Origin of the sequence: Shewanella insulae (genome assembly GCF_009831655.1) — a bacterium.
Taxonomy (GTDB): domain Bacteria; phylum Pseudomonadota; class Gammaproteobacteria; order Enterobacterales; family Shewanellaceae; genus Shewanella; species Shewanella insulae.
This window is the reverse complement of record NZ_WRPA01000002.1, coordinates 205,265-220,694: the sequence shown is the minus strand read 5'-3', so window position 1 is coordinate 220,694 and position 15,430 is coordinate 205,265. Positions and strand designations below refer to the sequence as shown.

Below are 15,430 nucleotides of genomic sequence, written 5' to 3'. Positions count from 1 at the left end.
CCTTGCGGGACTTAGCCATTGCGGGAGCGTCGCGGCGGCAGGAACTCTGTGGTGCTCATGTCGCCATGGAGTACGGCTATTTTTGACGGTGCGCCATCTTCGGCGAAGCTGACCAGACCTATGCCGCTGGCGTTGATCAGCCGCTGGCTGCGCATGCCGTTGGGGCGGCGGCCGCGAATCGACATCCGCTTGCGTTTGGTGAACCAGTTCAGCGGCGAGAAATGGCCATAGAGCCAGCCGTTAAGCTTGTCGAACAGAGGTAACAGCTTCTCGGGAAACTGATTCTTGATGCCGCTACAGGTGATCTGATAGATCTGCGGTCCCTGAGTGCGGAAGCGGATCCCTATGTCATAGGCGAAGGAGTAGTGTACGTCGCCCGAGAGGATCACGAACTGCTGCGGCGTCTTACGGTGCAGGAAGATACTCAGCAGGGTGTTGGCCGTACCTGGATGGGCCATCCAGTTTTCGGCGTCCACCAGGAGGGAGGCGCCGATAAAGGTGGCGGCGCGCTGCACCGCCTCGATCAGCTTGACGCCGAACATGGGCGCCGCCGAGACGATAATCACCTTCTCCTGTCCCACCAACTGCTGCTGAAACTCCATCAGGGCTTCCCAGTCCATCAGGCCTGAGGGTTTGGCCAGGTTAGACTCGCTGCGCCATCTCTGGGTGCGGGTGTCGAGCACCACCAGCTTGGGCGAGGTAGTGAGGCTGTAGTGCCACTCGTCGAAGCCGAGCAGGGTGTCGATGAGTTCGTCGTGCTGCGCCTCTTCACGACTGGCGAGAAACTGCTTGAGCTGCGGCAGAATTGCGGCGCTAAACTTGTTCTTCTGATTGCCTAGCCCCTGAAACACCAGATAACCGATCAGCGCATTGCCTATGATGCGTTTAGAGAAGGGATGGCCATAGGCCGCCTGTTCCCATTTTGCCGTGAGGTTCCAGTCGTCTGTGATGTCGTGATCGTCGAAGATCATATAGGTCGGCAGATGCGCCAGCAGACGCCTTACCTTGGTCAGCCCCGCCTTAAACTCCAGCAGGTGCAGCCACTCCTTCTGCCATCTCTGCTGATTGGCAGGCGACAGGCCGCTTACTTCCTTGGGGATATCTATCAGCTGCCACAGCTCAGGCGACCAGGAGAGCAGATAGAGGGCGACGATCTCGGCCAGGCTCACCAGGTGATTTTCGGCGATGGAGGAGGTGAAGATGGGGTGATTGATATACCAACGCACCAGGGCGCTACCGGCGGGGTATTCGGTGCGCGGCAACAGTTTCTTGTGTCTCTGATACATGGCCGCTGGGTGGTAGCTTACCTGCTTGCTGTGGGTGAGCGGCGCCTGTTGAAACTCTTCCTCATACAGGCCCAATATCTCTATGACCCTGCCGATGGCGTAGAGCATGGGGCCGGCGACATCGTCGACATAGATCTGATCGCCGCTGAGCATCATCAGCGCCGGGCGTTCGGCCGCATCCGGGGTACTTTCGAGCCGGGTGTCGGCGGCGACCATGGCATCGCTGCTGTGATGGTGGGCGTTACGACAGGAACCGTGTAGCAGGGTGTCGATCTCTGGCTTGATCACCAGATCCGGCGTCTGACTGTCACCATAGCTCAACAGCTCGAGCGGCGAGAACAGGTCGCCATGGCGACTGTCGCTGAGCCCATAGGGAATACTCGTACCGACAGGGTTGAGTCCGGCCTGACTCAGGTGGATCAGGTAGAAGAAGGCGTGAGTACCAAGCTCCAGGCATTCGATGTCGCTACCCTGAAGCAAGTGCCGGGTCTCCCCCAGGGTGAGGGTTAGCTGTGACAGCGGCTCCCTGGTCACTATGGTCAGGGTGAAATTGTCTGCGTCGCAGTGACGCAACATGGGGCCGAGCAGTAGCAGAGGCAGCGTCATATCAATCGGTGAGCTTACAGATCATGGGCTCGGCGCCATAACCCCAGGTGATGCGCGCCTCACCTTGGTGCTCCCACAGAGACTCGTTACGCCCCTGATAACGGCTACCGCTGCCGCTGGGCTGGCTGTACATGAGGGAGGAGCTATCGCCGAACTCGGCGATCAGGGTCGCTGGCTCGGTGGCAAAATAGCTCACCATCACCTCTTTGGCTTTGATGCCGTCGCATTGATAGCTCACCTCGGCGCTGGGGGCGATGAGACGATATCTGGCCTGCAGTTCGGCGATACGCATCCGGTAGTTGTCGCGCGCGCACTCAAGCTTGTCGTCACTCTTCCAACACTCGTTGCGCCCCTTTATCCAGCCTCTCTGTTCGGCTTTTAACAGTGGCGGATGTTCGTTGAGGGCCTTGGCACTGGCTGCCTGGTAGACATCGGTCATCTGGCGATCCAGGGCGGCAAGTTCACCGTCCTGGCAGATCAGGGTCTCTATGCTGGAGAGGCCGTCGCTGCTACAGTTGAAGCTGGGCTGACTTACCATGTGCTTCTCTGTCTTGTTTGGTGCCTGCCCCTCGGTTTGTTGCGCGCTCTGCGTTGGAGAGGGCTGTTCGTTGGCTTGTGAGGATAACCCGCTATTGGCTTGTGTGGCCTGCTGGCTGCAGGCTGGCAGCAGTATGCCGACAATGGTGAGTAAGGCTAATCTGTTCATGGTTAAGCTCCGAGCTAAGGCCTGATATCCTTGATAATTTAAGAGGATATCCTGTTGCGCCGGGCGCGGCAAATTCCCTTGGATTAAACTCATTTAATGGTGTTGTGCGGGGCGAGTCAGGTTTGGCCGATGCCCGCTTGCTGTTATGATGAGCCGTGCGCTTGATGCCTTTATCAGAGAGGCTACTCAGTAGGAGAATAAACATGAAGCTTCGTATCATACTCAATGGTAAGAAGGCTGGTGACGAGATGCTGCGTCAGGCGATCACCAGCATGAGAGCCTCCCATGAGATCCAGGTGCGAGTCACCTTCGAGGCCGGGGATGTGGCTCGGCTAGTGGATGAGGCGATAGCCGAGGGCTGTCAGCGCCTGGTTGCGGCGGGCGGTGATGGCACACTCAACGAGCTGGTCAGTGCCCTGATGGATCATGACAAGGATAAGCGCTGCGAGTTGGCAATCTTACCGCTGGGCACTGCCAACGACTTTGCCACCGCCGCCCAGGTGCCAAGTGACTTTGAGGCGGCGCTGAGGCTGGCGGCCGAAGGAGAGAGCTACGGGGTTGATGTCATTCGGGCCAACGACAGGTATGTGGTGAATATTGCCAGCGGTGGCTTTGGTGCCCAGGTCACCGCCAACACGCCTGTGGCGCTGAAACACTTTCTCGGTGGTGGCGCCTATACTTTGTCCGGGCTGGTGCAGGCGCTCAACTTCAAGCCCTATGACGGTGAATTTACCATACATGGTGAGGCCAGCAAGCAGCAGTTACTGGTGGGTGCCGTGTGTAACGGCCGTCAGGCCGGCGGTGGCCAAGAACTGGCGCCGGATGCCTATATCAACGATGGTCTGATGGACTTAGTAGCCCTGCACCAATTTCCCATCGAGGCCCTGGCCCAGGTGATCGCCGAGTTGCAGTCACCCAAGGCAGAGAATCAGTATGTGAAATATTATCGCGATACCCAGGCCAGTTGGCGCTCCAATCCGCCCATGCCCATTAATCTCGATGGCGAGCCCATCGCCGAGTCGCGGGTGGATTTTGAGCTTAAGGTCGGGGCGATCGCCATGGTATTGCCCGATAAATGCCCCTTGCTGCAGCCAGGCAGTGAACCGATAAGGTGAGTAAGCAACTGATGTTGAAGATAATGATAACCGGCGCCACCGGTCTGCTGGGGCGCGCTCTGGTGGAGCGATTTGCCAGGGAGGATGTGACGATTCTAGCCTGCGGCTATTCGCGCGCGGGATCCGATACCCATAGACTGGATCTGACCGATGAGCGCGCGGTGAATCAATTCATCGGGGCCCACAAGCCGGAGGTGATACTGCACTGTGCGGCCGAGCGGCGACCCGATGTGTCCGAGCGCGACCCCGAGGCGGCAAAGGCCCTTAACCTGGCCGCGACCCGCCAGCTGGCCCAGGCAGCCAAGGTCAAGGGGGCCTGGCTCTGTTATATCTCCACTGATTATGTGTTCGATGGCATCTCGCCCGATTATGGCGAACAGGACCAGACTCATCCGCTCAATTTCTATGGCGAGACCAAGCGTGAGGGGGAGCTGGCCTTGCTCGAGGTGTCCAGTGAATTCGCCGTGCTGCGCCTGCCTATCCTCTATGGTCCGGTCGAGTCGCTAGATGAGTCGGCGGTTCTGGTGATGCTAAAACAGCTGATGAACCAGGCGCCTACCCAGCAGGACGATTGGGCGGTTCGCAGCCCCACCTCGACACTGGATATTGCCAACGCCATGGTTAAGCTGGTGGCGCGCCAGCAAGAGGCTTGCGATGTGGCTGGCGTCTATCATTTTACCGGCGAAGAGCGCATGACCAAGTATCAGATGCTCGTTAAGATGGCGGAGATACTCGGCCTAAGTTGTCAGCATGTGTCGCCTCAGTCTCGTCCGAGTGACCTTGCCAAGCGGCCGAAGGACTGCAGCCTGAGTATGGCGCGCCTCAAATCTTTGGCAATAAAGAGTGAAATCGACTTCGTACAGGGCGTAAAATACAGCCTGTTCCGCTCGGGTGATGCCTTGGCGAAGATAGGATTAGTCTTTGAGCTAAAATAGGAAACCAATGTGACGACTCTGAGTTATGGCCGCTATCGCGCCGCCGACCAACTGGCCTTGCTGCGCATCATGGCCCTGATGCTAAAACTCTGTCTGACCTTCCTGTTTGCCGACACCTTCGGCCTGTCGCTCCATAGCCCGGCGCTGAACCTCACCCTTATCCTCGAGGCCTTCTATCTCAGCTTTACCTTTTGGCTGAGAAAACCCCTGCTCAGCAGCGATAGCGGGCTGTTTATTGCCCTGGTGCTCGACACCTTGCTGTGGATCTCCTGGCTCTATTTTTCCGGCGGCGCCACCAACGCCTTCATCTCCCTGCTATTGCTACCGATAGCCATCGCAGCCGTGCTGTTGCCCTTCTGGGCGCCCTGGTCTTTGGCCCTGCTGTCGAACCTGGCCTACGGCCTGATGCTGTTTACCATGCCTGAAAGCGCCATGAGTCACCACGGCATGGATATGCAGTCCCACTATTTGGGGATGTGGGTCAACTTCATCATCTCCTCCCTGGTGTTAACTACGAGTGTGGCCCTGCTGGCCAAGCGCATGCGGCGTCAGGATGCTCAGCTCGCCTTTATGCGTGAGGCGCAGTTGCGTCAGGAGAAGTTGCTTGCCCTGGGCACCGCCTCGGCGCAGATGGCTCACCGGCTGGCGACGCCCCTAGGGAGCCTGAGGTTGCTGGTGGATGAGCTGCAGGATGAGGGCGATGGGCCCGTGCTGCAGGAGATGAGGACTGCCCTGGCGGTGTGTGAATCTACCCTGACGGCCCTGCGCAGCGCTACCGAATCGATCCGTGAGGGCGCCCAGCGCCTGGAGTCGGTCGAGCAATTGCTGAGCGGCTTGAGTGAGCAGGTCAACCTGCTGATGCCGGCGGTGACCCTATCGCTACAGTCTGACGAGGTGCTGGAGAAGGTTCAACTTCGCGTCGATGCAAGCCTGCAACCGGCTCTATTGGCGCTCATCGAAAATGGAGCCAGGGCTAGCCAGGAGGTAACAGGCGAGCAGAAGGTGACTCTCTGGGTACAGGGTCACGGCGATGAGTTGGTGTTTGGGGTGCGTGACTTTGGCTCTGGTATTCCGCCGTCTTTGGTGCAGCAGCTCGGTCATCAGATTATCGAGCAGCCCAAGGGGATGGGGGTCGCCCTGTTGCTTAGTCATGCGAGCCTGGAGCGCCTAGGTGGGCGTCTCATCTTAGGCAGCCATGTGGATGGAGGCACAGTGGCCCAGGTCTATCTGCCGATATAGGGAGCAGCATGAAACGTTTATTGATCATCGAAGATGAGGTGAGCTTTGCCGGGATCCTGGCGCGGCGCATGAGCAAGCATGGCTATGAATGTGCGCTGGCACATGATGCTACCCAGGCGCTACTCAAGGCGCGTCAGTTTAAACCTAGCCATATACTGCTCGACATGAAGCTGGCCGATGACAATGGCCTGGCACTGATTGCGCCGCTTAAAGGCGCCGTCCCCCAGGCAATGCTGGTGCTGCTGACCGGCTATGCCAGCATAGCCACCGCCGTCGAGGCGATGCGACTGGGGGCCGATAACTATCTGACCAAGCCAGCCGATACCGCGACCCTGCTGAAGGTGCTGGACGAAGAGGCGCCCAAGGCGATCGCCCCCGAGGTCGATGAGGCGCCCCTGAGTCCCAAGCGGGTCGAGTGGGAACACCTGCAGCAGGTGCTGACTGCCAATAAGGGCAATGTGTCGGCGACGGCGCGCCAGCTGGGAATGCACAGGCGAACCCTGCAGCGCAAGCTGCTCAAGAAGCCGCTAGATATTAGTCAATAAACTTGTATGGTCATTGTTCTAGTGAGTCATTCATCCCATACTTTAACAAAAGTTGCATTTATAATGTGTGTTATTGGGTTTGAATTGCTCTGCGTTGACCTCTATGCTCTAAGGCATGGCTAGTTCACAGGCAGGTGTGTTTGACCTTAGGTCAGGGCGCTAGGAAGGCGGTCTCGTTCTCCCGAGAAAAAGGAAAGGCGATGTCGACAGAATCTTTGTACAGCAGTGAACGCTTTCTTCTAGATAACCCTATCGATCTCATCTCGCTCGATAAGTGGCAGAAAACCGTTAACCTGTTAGCCCATGTGTTTAATGCACCGGCGAGTTTTCTGGTGCAATACACCCCCAAAGGGTTTCAGGTGACTATCGCCAGCAAGCAGGTTAGCAATCCCTATCCGTCTGGGGTGGTGATCCCCCCCGATACCAACATCTTTTGTCGGCGCATCGTCGAGACCCGGGCGGCGCTTTATGTGCCCGATGCCAAGATTGAAGCCTGCTGGGAAACCAATCCCGAGGTACAGAAGGATGGTTTCTCCTCCTATCTCGGGGTGCCTGTGTTTTGGCCCGATGGCAGCTGTTTCGGCACCTTCTGTGTGATGGACTACGCCAAGACAGATTATCAGGACAGTTATATTGAGCTGATCCACGAACTCAAGGAGATCCTCGAGGCAGATCTGGCTCTGCTGGATATCTATGGCGAACTCAAGCAGCTGGCGCACCTGGATGAGCTGTGCCATATCAATAATCGTCGTGGATTTAAGGGGTTAGCCAGACAGCGAATCAAGCTGGCCCAGCGTAACGAGAGCCGCCTCGCCATGCTCTATATCGATGTCGATGACTTCAAGGGGATCAACGACGGACACGGTCACTCTGTGGGTGACGAGGTTCTCAAGTTACTGGCGGGGATCATCAAGCAGAGCGTACGGGAATCTGACGTGGTAGGCCGCATAGGCGGCGACGAGTTTGTCGTGCTGCTCATGTGTCAGAGTGATGAGGATGTGATTGCCACAGAGACACGTATCATGCAGGGGCTGGATAATGCCATGCTCGACAGTCATCTGCCCGAGGTGACTGTGACCATAGGCCATAAGATTGTAGATCAGGATGTGCGTCTGGATACCCTGCTGGCTCAGGCCGACGAGGATATGCTGCGCCGTAAGCGTGATAAGCAGGTCTGTGGATAAAAAAATCCCCGAGCGTGCAGGGGGCTCGGGGACGGGAGCGCAGTGGAGGGTTCCCAAAACGAGTTAACTTTTAGAAGCGGTACTCTCCGGTGAGCCAGGCGCTCTGGCCCGTACCCGGCATGCGTTGTCCTGGGGCCAGATCGGCATTGAACACCCGGTTGTAGCCACCGAGATGATCTTCATAGTCGATATCGAAGAGGTTGTTGACCCCGGCCTTGATCTGCCAATCATTCCCGTCATAGCCGAGCACCAGATTAACTAAGCCGTAGCCCGCGCTGGCCTGCTCCGACTGGCTCTCTGATACCTTGTCCTGGGCTGCCACCATTAGTCCTTCGATGCGAGCAGACCAGTTACCTTCTCTGAAGTTGAGGCCCAGGTTTACCCGTGGTGGCGCGATGCGATAGAGGTTGTCGTCGATGTCACGGCGTTCGCCGCTGACATAGCTGGCTAGGAGATCCAGCTGCCATTGGTCTGAGATCTCATAGCTGGCATTAATATCCATCCCCAGTAGCTGGGCATCGACATTGGCAAACTCCATAGGATCTTGGCTGCCCATCATGTTGGCGGCCATGATCACCGCGGGATCGGTCGACTTCACCCCCTGGATATAGTCGTCGATGCGATGCAGGAAGATCCGAGGGCTGATGTTTAGTCCCTGGCGATTGAAATCGGCACCCAGTTCCAGCTGATAGGCTGTCTCTAGATCCAGATCCATCTTGCCCACATAGGTGCGGCCGTCGGCGAGTCCGCCGGTCGATTGCATCGGGATCCACAGGTATCTCTGCTGATAGCTGGCGCTGTCCTGCTTGCGGGCCAACCCGAGTATCCAGGTTAGCTCCTCGTTGACGCGATAGCGGCCGTTGATCACCAGATCCAGCCCGGTCTGTGTCTGGGCACGATCCGCCTGGTTATATCTGTCCATCAACATCTTGATGGCCGGCATGGCGCCAGCCATGGAGTGGCTGACCTCATCGGCATCGGTGCGGTAGTGTTTCACCCTAGCGCCGAGTTGCCAATGCCATTGGTCGATATCCTGTTGCCACTGGGCGAAGGCGCTGTAGGTGTCTTCCTGCACCTTGTTGAAGTTATCGACCCTGAACATGGGCTTAGTGGGATCTGTGATCAGCGAATTGTGCTCACTCAGCTGGCTGTCCAGGCCAAATAGCCAGGCATCTCTGCCTAGTGTCAGCGCCATGTCATAACTTTGGCTCTCGGCGTTGTTGTAACGGGCGTTGGCGCTCTCGGGCTTCTGACGTTCGCTAAAGTTGTCCATGCCATGTCTGGCGTCGCTAAAGGCCAGATGCCAGTTGAGCTCCCAGGTGTCGAGCCTATGCTCGCCTTCGACTTTCACCCTGTCGGTGCGGATGAAGTCGATATCCATCGGCAGTGCCGGGGTGCCCGCCTCTGTGGTTTCCAGGTGTTGATAGCCAATGGCGATGGATTCATCGTCGAGCCCCTTGTCGCTGAGGTTGAAGCGATATTGCCCGCCTATGATCTGCTTGTCGTAGCCTGTGGGAGAGATGCGGAGATTGGCGCCAGATTTCATATCCTCATCTCCATGCATCAGGTCGCCATAGACCAGCAGGGCGTGTGTCTCGCCGCCCACATTGACCTTAGCCCCCAGGTGACTCTGGGCGCCATTGCCTTGATACTGGGCGGCGATGCGGCCCTGAGTATCGTTAAAGCTGGCCTGGGACTCGATCACCTTGATGCTGCCGCCTACTGTGTTAGTGCCGGCTGAGACGGGTGCTATGCCGCGGTGCATCTCGACCCTTTCACTGTTGATCAGGCTGGCATAGCTTAGCGGAGTATCCATGGCATTTGGGCCGGCACCGGCGAGGGAGACGCCATTGACCTGGGTGTTGACTCTGTCGCCGAACAGGCCGCGATATTGTGCTATGCCGGTCAGTGGGCCGTTACCGTTGACGGCCGTGCCGGGTAGCTGGGTGAGCAGGGCGCTGATGTCGCTGACGGGAGCCTGTGCCTCGGGTGTCACAGCGGTATAGCTGCCCTGGTGGGCACCGTGAACTTCTATGACTTCGAAGGCGGCTTCCTGAGCGTGGGCGAAGGGTAAAGCCAGCAAGGCCGTGCCGATAGAGAGAGTAAGGTAAGAGAGACGCTGCACCATAATATTTGAGTTCTTAGGTTATTAGGTGGCGGCATTTTGGCAGCCCGGTTTAGGCGTGACAAAGACAAACTCAGATAGTGCGACAAGGTGTCGCACCCGCTGCGCCCCCCAGGAGATTGGCATCTAAGCTTCAGGATTTCGGCGCCATCAGGCAGAGATTCAAACAAGTGTTTGCTTTATTAATCAGTGTGTAAGTAGTGATTTTTATGGTCTGAAGATTAATTATTTTAAGGATAAATCTGGCTTGGTTTATTGTTTTCGTAAGATTGAATATAAAATTCACTTTGTAAAAATCAATTTAATCAATATGTTGATGGATTGATGATTTCCTTTGTCATTTTCCTTGGTTTATTTGTATGACCAATAAAATTCATTGACATCAATAGTTTTCAGTCTTTTAATCAAATTCAAGTGTTTGATAAATTAAACGCGGTGGGCGTTTTGTTGTGCTCTCAAATGCTTAATTAGGGCTGGATGATTTACCGGCGAGCTAAGATAAATTGGGTATTGATTATGGAACATGAAACAAACACAGCGCGTAGCGTAACCGAAACCGATTCTGATCACGGCGCCATGACACGTCGACAATGGCTGCAGGAGATGCTGGCGGGTAACGAGACAGATCTTAAAGATGAAGAGCCAGATTGTTATGTCCTGGGATATAACTAACGGCTAACAGTAACCGACACTCGCGCGTCATCGCTTGATAAGCTCGCCTTGATAGAGTTCGCCTTGATATAGCGAGGCTTGATAGAGAGCGCTCATAGAGGGGGCCTTGATATGAGAGGGTTAACCTTATAGGTTAGGCATGACTCAAAAATAAGGACGTTTTAGCATGCAACTCTCTTGTCATTGTGGGCAGGTACAGCTGACCCTAGCGACACCACCGGACACCTTAACCTCTTGCAACTGCTCCATCTGTAGCCGTTACGCCGCCCTGTGGGGCTATTTCGACCCCAAGGATGTCAGCCTGAATGAGCGATCGGATAGCGCGACTGCGGGTTACAGCCATGGGGATAAATACTTGCTCTTCTACCACTGCAAGACTTGTGGCTGCGTGACTCATACGCTGACGACAGACAAGGTGAGTGAGCCCAGGATAGCGTTGAACTTCAGGATGGCGCCACAGGCGCTGCGAGAGAATATTCAGATCCGCCACTTCGATGGCGCCGACACCTGGCAGTATTTGGACTAAAATTGCCCGGGTTAACGCGCCTCGATTAAGGCATCTTGATGATACCGCATAGACTAAGCGGTATCGGCATAGGGCACCCGCTCTAACAGAGGAGTAAACCTGCCCTATGCCTAAATCAATCTCTAGAGAGTGATTAGTCGACGGCGATCATCACATTGCTTGCCTTGATGATGGCATAGGCTTCGCCGCCCACCACCAGACCCAACTGTTCACATGATTTCTTGGTGACAACCGAGGTGATCTCGACGCCGGGGGCTAGTTCGATCACTACTTCGTTGTTTACCGAACCTTCCTCAATCGCCTTGATCTTACCGGTTAGGTTATTGCGTGCGCTAATTTTCATACTAATTTATCTTCCTGTTAAATAATGAAAAAGCCATGGTAACCCTTTGTGTCAACTGGAGGAACTCCGACCTAGATATTTGTGAAGCCTATTGGACTTTCGCCTGTGCCATACGCCTGCGTTCACCGATCAAGCCTATGATTTGTGGCATCAGGGAGGCGGCGATCATGGCCAACATCAGCAGGTACTGATGCGGCGTGAAGGATTCACCCAATAGCACCATACCCGAGACGATACCGGCTACCGGATTTGCGATACCGCCGAAGGTAAAGTCCACCACACTCATGCGCTGCAGCAACCAGACATACATGATATACCCAAGGACTGTATTGAGCAGGATGATCCAACCTATGCCGATGGCATTGGACGGGTTGAACTGCGTCAGCGCATTGTCATAGCCTTGGGGGGCCAACCAGGCATGAACGCCTGCCGCCAGGCTCAGTAGTACACCGCCGATGATCAGCTGCCAGGTGAGTACCGTCCACCAATGCATGCGATCTCCAAGGGCCTTGGTGATGCCGCTGCCGACTATGATGCAGCTGATGGCGGCTAACATGGCGAGCAGGCCTATGGGGCTGAGGCTGATGGAGTTGGGGTTGAATAACAGCCAGGCCAGGGCGATCAGCACCAGGCCGAAGAAGCCCTGGGTCAGGCCAGGACGACGCCCGTGAAACAGCCATTGATAGAGCATGGCAAAGACGGGGACCGAGATCATGCCGACGCCCGAGATGGCCGAGGGCAGGGTGAGGGCCATGACAAAGATCAGGCTGAAGAAGGCGGCGATATTGATAAAGCCTAAGCGAAACAGCAGGCTCCACTCCTGACGCCTTGGCAGGCTGGGTCTGATCGCCAGCAGGATCAAGCCGGCCGGTAGTGCTCTTAACGCTCCAAGCAACAGCGGAGGCCAGTCCGGCAGCGTATATTGGGTCACCGCGTAGGTGGTGCCCCAGAAGAAGGCGGGGATCATGGCTAGCAGTACATTCATATTTATCTCAATAAAAAGTATCTTTATGTGAAGATATAAGTCTGCACCTTTTATTTCTGCTTGTAAAGTATCTCAGGATTAATTATCTTTGCTTGAAGATAAATCCCTGTGGTTACCGTTTCCTCTATGGTCGTGATCATTGAGCCTGGCACCACTTTAGTGTTCTCGGAGAGCAGATGAACTCAAATCACCTCGATGGCGTCGATCGCTTAACGGCCCAATGGGCCAAGGAGAAGCCGCAACTGGATACCCTGCCGATGGCGATTATCGGTCGCATGATGCGTATCTATAAGCATCTAGAGACAGAGGTCAGTGCCTGTCACAAGCAGTTTGGTATCAGCATGGGAGAGTTCGATGTGCTGGCGACCCTGCGTCGCTCGGGCGAACCCTATCGTCTGACGCCATCGGATTTGCTGGCGGCCATGATGCTCACCTCGGGGGCCATGACTAATCGTGTCGATGGCCTGGAGAAGAAGGGACTGGTGTCGCGCAGTCATTGTCAGCAAGACAGGCGCAGCGTCAGTGTTGGGCTTACAGTGGCGGGACTCGAGTTGATCGATGAGGCGATAGAGGCTCATGTGGCGGTGCAGCAGGCACTGACCAGTCAGCTGTCGCTCGATGAGAAACAGCAGATCGACTCACTATTCAAACACTGGCTGCAGGCGTTTGAGTCTTAAATCTCTCCTTCATTTGTCGGTAGAGGCCACCTGGAATCTGCCGACTTTTTCGCCGCTTGGTTTTATCATTTCTGTAAATAAATCATTACAAATGGCAAAGCTTACTGGGACCTGCCCGGTCACTTTGACAGTCTGAACTTTGCAGCTTATTGTCCTTTTAACCCCGCCGCCCCGTCTGGGGTTGCGAGGAATTTCGTCTGTTTCTTCGCCCCTTTTTTCCGCTAAAACTCCCCCTATTTCTCGGCTAATTTAGTTTTTTTGAAATTTCTTGAGCGACTTGACCAAAGTCAATTTCAATCTGCGTCAAAGGCATAGTCTTAACCGCAACAAGGTAATAACACCTTCATCACAGTGGCTCTGGCAGTTTGAACCCCTTTGGTGAAATGCGCTAACAACGGAGTATTTTATGGAAAAGCAATCTTCTACCCCTGCAGTGAATGTCGATCAACAGCGTCGCAGCTTCTTAAGTGGCTCGGTCGGTCTTGGCCTGGTGGGCGCGGGTATGGCCGCCGGTCTGGTCTCAGGCAGTGCTTCGGCCACTACGCAGACCAAGTCTGACCGTATGGCGAACTATAAGGCGGAGCAGCTGGAACGAGTAACCCAAGAACTAGTGCCGCCACCTATGGTGCCTAAGCATGATCAGGTCGCCAAGGGTAAGCCTAAGGTAGTGCAGGTGAAACTTGTGGTAGAAGAGAAGCAGGTGGAGCTGGAAAACGGCACCAAGGCCTGGGTCTGCGCCTTCAACGGCAGCGTGCCTGGCCCGCTCATCGTCTGTCATCAACATGACTTCGTCGAGTTGACATTGGTTAACCCCGCCAGCAATGCCCTGGCTCATAACATCGACCTGCATGCGGCCACCGGCGCCCTGGGGGGCGGTGAGTTGACCCTGGTTTCTCCTGGTCAGGAGGTAACCTTCCGCTTCAAGGCGACCAAGGCGGGCACCTTCGTGTATCACTGTGCTCCGGGTGGGGTGATGATTCCTTGGCACGTGGCCATGGGTATGCACGGCGCCATCATGGTACTACCCCGAGACGGCCTGAAAGATGCCGAAGGCAAGCCTATCAAATACGACAAGGCCTACTATATTGGTGAAGCCGACTTCTACGTACCAAAGGATGCCAAGGGTAAATACAAGGCCTACGACACTGTGATGGGCAGCATGACAGACGTACTTGAGGTGATGAAGACGCTTACCCCATCTCATGTGGTGTTCAACGGCGCCGTGGGTGCCCTGACAGGTAAGGGCGCCATGACTGCCAAGGTGGGTGAGTCTGTGCTCTTCATCCATTCCCAAGCCAACCGGGATTCCCGTCCGCATATCATCGGCGGACACGGCGACTATGTCTGGCCCGCGGGTTCCTTCACCGATGCACCGCAAACCAATCTGGAAACCTGGATGCTAGCCGGGGGCAGTGCCTGCGCCGCTCTGTACAACTTCCGCCAGCCGGGTCTCTATGCCTATGTGAACCACAATCTGATCGAGGCGATCATCAAGGGCGCCGCGGCGCACATCAAGGTCGACGGCGAATGGGATGACAACCTGATGGTACAGCTCAAGAAGCCATCTAACATCACCACAGCTTAAGGCCAAAAGGCTCGAGCCTAGGTTGGGCTCGAGTCGCTTATCATCACGACTGGGGGAGGTGCAGATGCAAAGGTTACTCCTGATGGGATTGCTGCTGATGCTGGGGAGCGTCTTGATGAGTCCCCGCACTCAGGCCGCCGAGGTGGACTATGGCCTAGAGGCAAACGTCTATCTCTGGTATGCCAACCTGGATATGGGTCAGGCCGACAAGCGCCTAGCGCCACAAAGCGATCTGGTGGATTATGCCGAATATGCCGGTAGTCTGCCAAGCCAAGGCGCCCACCATCTGATGTCCATCACCCCTATTGCCCGCAGTCAGGAGGGCGTCGAGGTAGAGGTGGAGACAGAATTTCAGCTGGCTTCCCCTAACGATGGTGAGACTGAGGTGAGGGGGCAGTATGTGGTGCAGCGCCTGAGCCTGGATAATCAGGGATTGGTGCGCAGCAGCGTCACCCTGGTCAATGAGTATGATGACTTCACCTCCCGCTATCGCCCCGCGGTGGAGATCAACCTGGTTCGCGCGGCTCTCTACGATTGGACTGAGTCGCTAGACAAGCTGGACGATAATCGCCTCTTGAGTCTGCTGGGTAAGGATGCGGGTTTTATTGGCCAGGAAGATCCCGCCCAGAGCCCGAGTCAGTATCTTGCCTATCTGCACAGCCTGAATCACAGCGATAGTCGGCGAGCGATCAAGAACTATAGTCTCACCCCAGAGGCAGGGCAATACCGCTTGAGTTTCGAGTATCAGTGGACGGCCATCAATAGCGATGGTGAGATAGAACTGGCGCGGGTCGGCGTGACTATGCTGATTGCCGTGACGCCAGAGGGTGCCAAGGTACTGCTGTATCGTGCCGAGTACCTGCCGCCGGTGACAGATCTCGGCGCCGAGGTGCGTTGTTGA

General features: G+C 55.8%; 15 protein-coding genes. 10 read left to right on the top strand and 5 right to left on the bottom strand.

What is annotated here, in order from left to right; translation table 11 throughout:
* Positions 1 to 11: 11 nt before the first annotated feature.
* Together GNT65_RS03920 and GNT65_RS03915 are read right to left on the bottom strand one after the other, a co-directional pair.
* The gene (locus tag GNT65_RS03920) at positions 12 to 1,862 is read right to left on the bottom strand and encodes an alkaline phosphatase D family protein (RefSeq protein ID WP_160793901.1); all 1,851 of its coding nucleotides are present in this window, start codon (positions 1,860 to 1,862) and stop codon (positions 12 to 14) included.
* A gap of 31 nt (positions 1,863 to 1,893) precedes the next feature.
* Positions 1,894 to 2,598: an MliC family protein gene (locus GNT65_RS03915; RefSeq protein WP_160793804.1), complete on the bottom strand. Its 705-nt coding sequence runs from the start codon at positions 2,596 to 2,598 to the stop codon at positions 1,894 to 1,896.
* Positions 2,599 to 2,801: 203 nt separating this feature from the next.
* On the opposite strand from GNT65_RS03915, the gene yegS reads away from it, so the two are divergent.
* From yegS to GNT65_RS03890, 5 genes are all read left to right on the top strand, one after another.
* Complete coding sequence (gene yegS / locus GNT65_RS03910; protein ID WP_160793803.1) at positions 2,802 to 3,713, top strand: lipid kinase YegS; 912 nt, start codon at positions 2,802 to 2,804, stop codon at positions 3,711 to 3,713.
* A gap of 11 nt (positions 3,714 to 3,724) precedes the next feature.
* On the top strand, positions 3,725 to 4,648 hold the full coding sequence (locus GNT65_RS03905) for a dTDP-4-dehydrorhamnose reductase family protein (protein WP_160793900.1): 924 nt from the start codon (positions 3,725 to 3,727) through the stop codon (positions 4,646 to 4,648).
* Positions 4,649 to 4,717: 69 nt separating this feature from the next.
* Positions 4,718 to 5,887, top strand: coding sequence for a sensor histidine kinase (locus GNT65_RS03900; RefSeq protein ID WP_160793899.1), 1,170 nt, complete (start codon positions 4,718 to 4,720; stop codon positions 5,885 to 5,887).
* Between the two features lie 8 nt (positions 5,888 to 5,895).
* A complete protein-coding gene (locus GNT65_RS03895) occupies positions 5,896 to 6,432 on the top strand; it encodes a response regulator transcription factor (protein ID WP_160793802.1) in 537 nt (178 codons plus the stop codon).
* A gap of 200 nt (positions 6,433 to 6,632) precedes the next feature.
* Positions 6,633 to 7,616 carry a GGDEF domain-containing protein gene (locus tag GNT65_RS03890; protein WP_160793801.1) on the top strand — a complete coding sequence of 328 codons (984 nt, stop codon included), beginning with the start codon at positions 6,633 to 6,635 and terminating at the stop codon, positions 7,614 to 7,616.
* Between the two features lie 70 nt (positions 7,617 to 7,686).
* Here GNT65_RS03890 and GNT65_RS03885 read toward each other — a convergent pair whose 3' ends face one another.
* Complete coding sequence (locus GNT65_RS03885; protein ID WP_160793800.1) at positions 7,687 to 9,744, bottom strand: TonB-dependent receptor; 2,058 nt, start codon at positions 9,742 to 9,744, stop codon at positions 7,687 to 7,689.
* A 513-nt stretch (positions 9,745 to 10,257) separates the two neighbouring features.
* Here GNT65_RS03885 and GNT65_RS03880 point away from each other — a divergent pair.
* Positions 10,258 to 10,413: a hypothetical protein gene (locus tag GNT65_RS03880; RefSeq protein ID WP_160290145.1), complete on the top strand. Its 156-nt coding sequence runs from the start codon at positions 10,258 to 10,260 to the stop codon at positions 10,411 to 10,413.
* 166 nt (positions 10,414 to 10,579) lie between these two features.
* Positions 10,580 to 10,939: a GFA family protein gene (locus GNT65_RS03875; protein ID WP_160793799.1), complete on the top strand. Its 360-nt coding sequence runs from the start codon at positions 10,580 to 10,582 to the stop codon at positions 10,937 to 10,939.
* A 133-nt stretch (positions 10,940 to 11,072) separates the two neighbouring features.
* Here the strand turns inward: GNT65_RS03875 and GNT65_RS03870 are convergent, their stop codons facing one another.
* Positions 11,073 to 11,282 carry a TOBE domain-containing protein gene (locus GNT65_RS03870; RefSeq protein WP_144202655.1) on the bottom strand — a complete coding sequence of 70 codons (210 nt, stop codon included), beginning with the start codon at positions 11,280 to 11,282 and terminating at the stop codon, positions 11,073 to 11,075.
* An 88-nt stretch (positions 11,283 to 11,370) separates the two neighbouring features.
* Entirely contained in the window at positions 11,371 to 12,267 is an 897-nt protein-coding gene (locus GNT65_RS03865) for a DMT family transporter (protein ID WP_160793798.1), read from the bottom strand.
* A gap of 176 nt (positions 12,268 to 12,443) precedes the next feature.
* On the opposite strand from GNT65_RS03865, the gene GNT65_RS03860 reads away from it, so the two are divergent.
* The 3 genes from GNT65_RS03860 to GNT65_RS03850 all read left to right on the top strand — a co-directional run bounded on the left by GNT65_RS03860 (position 12,444) and on the right by GNT65_RS03850 (position 15,430).
* A complete protein-coding gene (locus GNT65_RS03860) occupies positions 12,444 to 12,944 on the top strand; it encodes a MarR family winged helix-turn-helix transcriptional regulator (RefSeq protein ID WP_160793797.1) in 501 nt (166 codons plus the stop codon).
* A 406-nt stretch (positions 12,945 to 13,350) separates the two neighbouring features.
* Entirely contained in the window at positions 13,351 to 14,529 is a 1,179-nt protein-coding gene (gene nirK / locus GNT65_RS03855; protein ID WP_160793796.1) for a copper-containing nitrite reductase, read from the top strand.
* Between the two features lie 64 nt (positions 14,530 to 14,593).
* Entirely contained in the window at positions 14,594 to 15,430 is an 837-nt protein-coding gene (locus GNT65_RS03850; RefSeq protein WP_160793795.1) for a hypothetical protein, read from the top strand.

What these genes read in the sequence shown, in the direction of transcription:
- GNT65_RS03920 (WP_160793901.1), bottom strand. Translation starts at nt 1,862, where the DNA reads ATGTTGCGTCACTGCGACGCAGACAATTTCACCCTGACCATAGTGACC.
- GNT65_RS03915 (WP_160793804.1), bottom strand. Translation starts at nt 2,598, where the DNA reads ATGAACAGATTAGCCTTACTCACCATTGTCGGCATACTGCTGCCAGCC.
- yegS (WP_160793803.1), top strand. Translation starts at nt 2,802, where the DNA reads ATGAAGCTTCGTATCATACTCAATGGTAAGAAGGCTGGTGACGAGATG.
- GNT65_RS03905 (WP_160793900.1), top strand. Translation starts at nt 3,725, where the DNA reads ATGTTGAAGATAATGATAACCGGCGCCACCGGTCTGCTGGGGCGCGCT.
- GNT65_RS03900 (WP_160793899.1), top strand. Translation starts at nt 4,718, where the DNA reads ATGGCCCTGATGCTAAAACTCTGTCTGACCTTCCTGTTTGCCGACACC.
- GNT65_RS03895 (WP_160793802.1), top strand. Translation starts at nt 5,896, where the DNA reads ATGAAACGTTTATTGATCATCGAAGATGAGGTGAGCTTTGCCGGGATC.
- GNT65_RS03890 (WP_160793801.1), top strand. Translation starts at nt 6,633, where the DNA reads ATGTCGACAGAATCTTTGTACAGCAGTGAACGCTTTCTTCTAGATAAC.
- GNT65_RS03885 (WP_160793800.1), bottom strand. Translation starts at nt 9,744, where the DNA reads ATGGTGCAGCGTCTCTCTTACCTTACTCTCTCTATCGGCACGGCCTTG.
- GNT65_RS03880 (WP_160290145.1), top strand. Translation starts at nt 10,258, where the DNA reads ATGGAACATGAAACAAACACAGCGCGTAGCGTAACCGAAACCGATTCT.
- GNT65_RS03875 (WP_160793799.1), top strand. Translation starts at nt 10,580, where the DNA reads ATGCAACTCTCTTGTCATTGTGGGCAGGTACAGCTGACCCTAGCGACA.
- GNT65_RS03870 (WP_144202655.1), bottom strand. Translation starts at nt 11,282, where the DNA reads ATGAAAATTAGCGCACGCAATAACCTAACCGGTAAGATCAAGGCGATT.
- GNT65_RS03865 (WP_160793798.1), bottom strand. Translation starts at nt 12,267, where the DNA reads ATGAATGTACTGCTAGCCATGATCCCCGCCTTCTTCTGGGGCACCACC.
- GNT65_RS03860 (WP_160793797.1), top strand. Translation starts at nt 12,444, where the DNA reads ATGAACTCAAATCACCTCGATGGCGTCGATCGCTTAACGGCCCAATGG.
- nirK (WP_160793796.1), top strand. Translation starts at nt 13,351, where the DNA reads ATGGAAAAGCAATCTTCTACCCCTGCAGTGAATGTCGATCAACAGCGT.
- GNT65_RS03850 (WP_160793795.1), top strand. Translation starts at nt 14,594, where the DNA reads ATGCAAAGGTTACTCCTGATGGGATTGCTGCTGATGCTGGGGAGCGTC.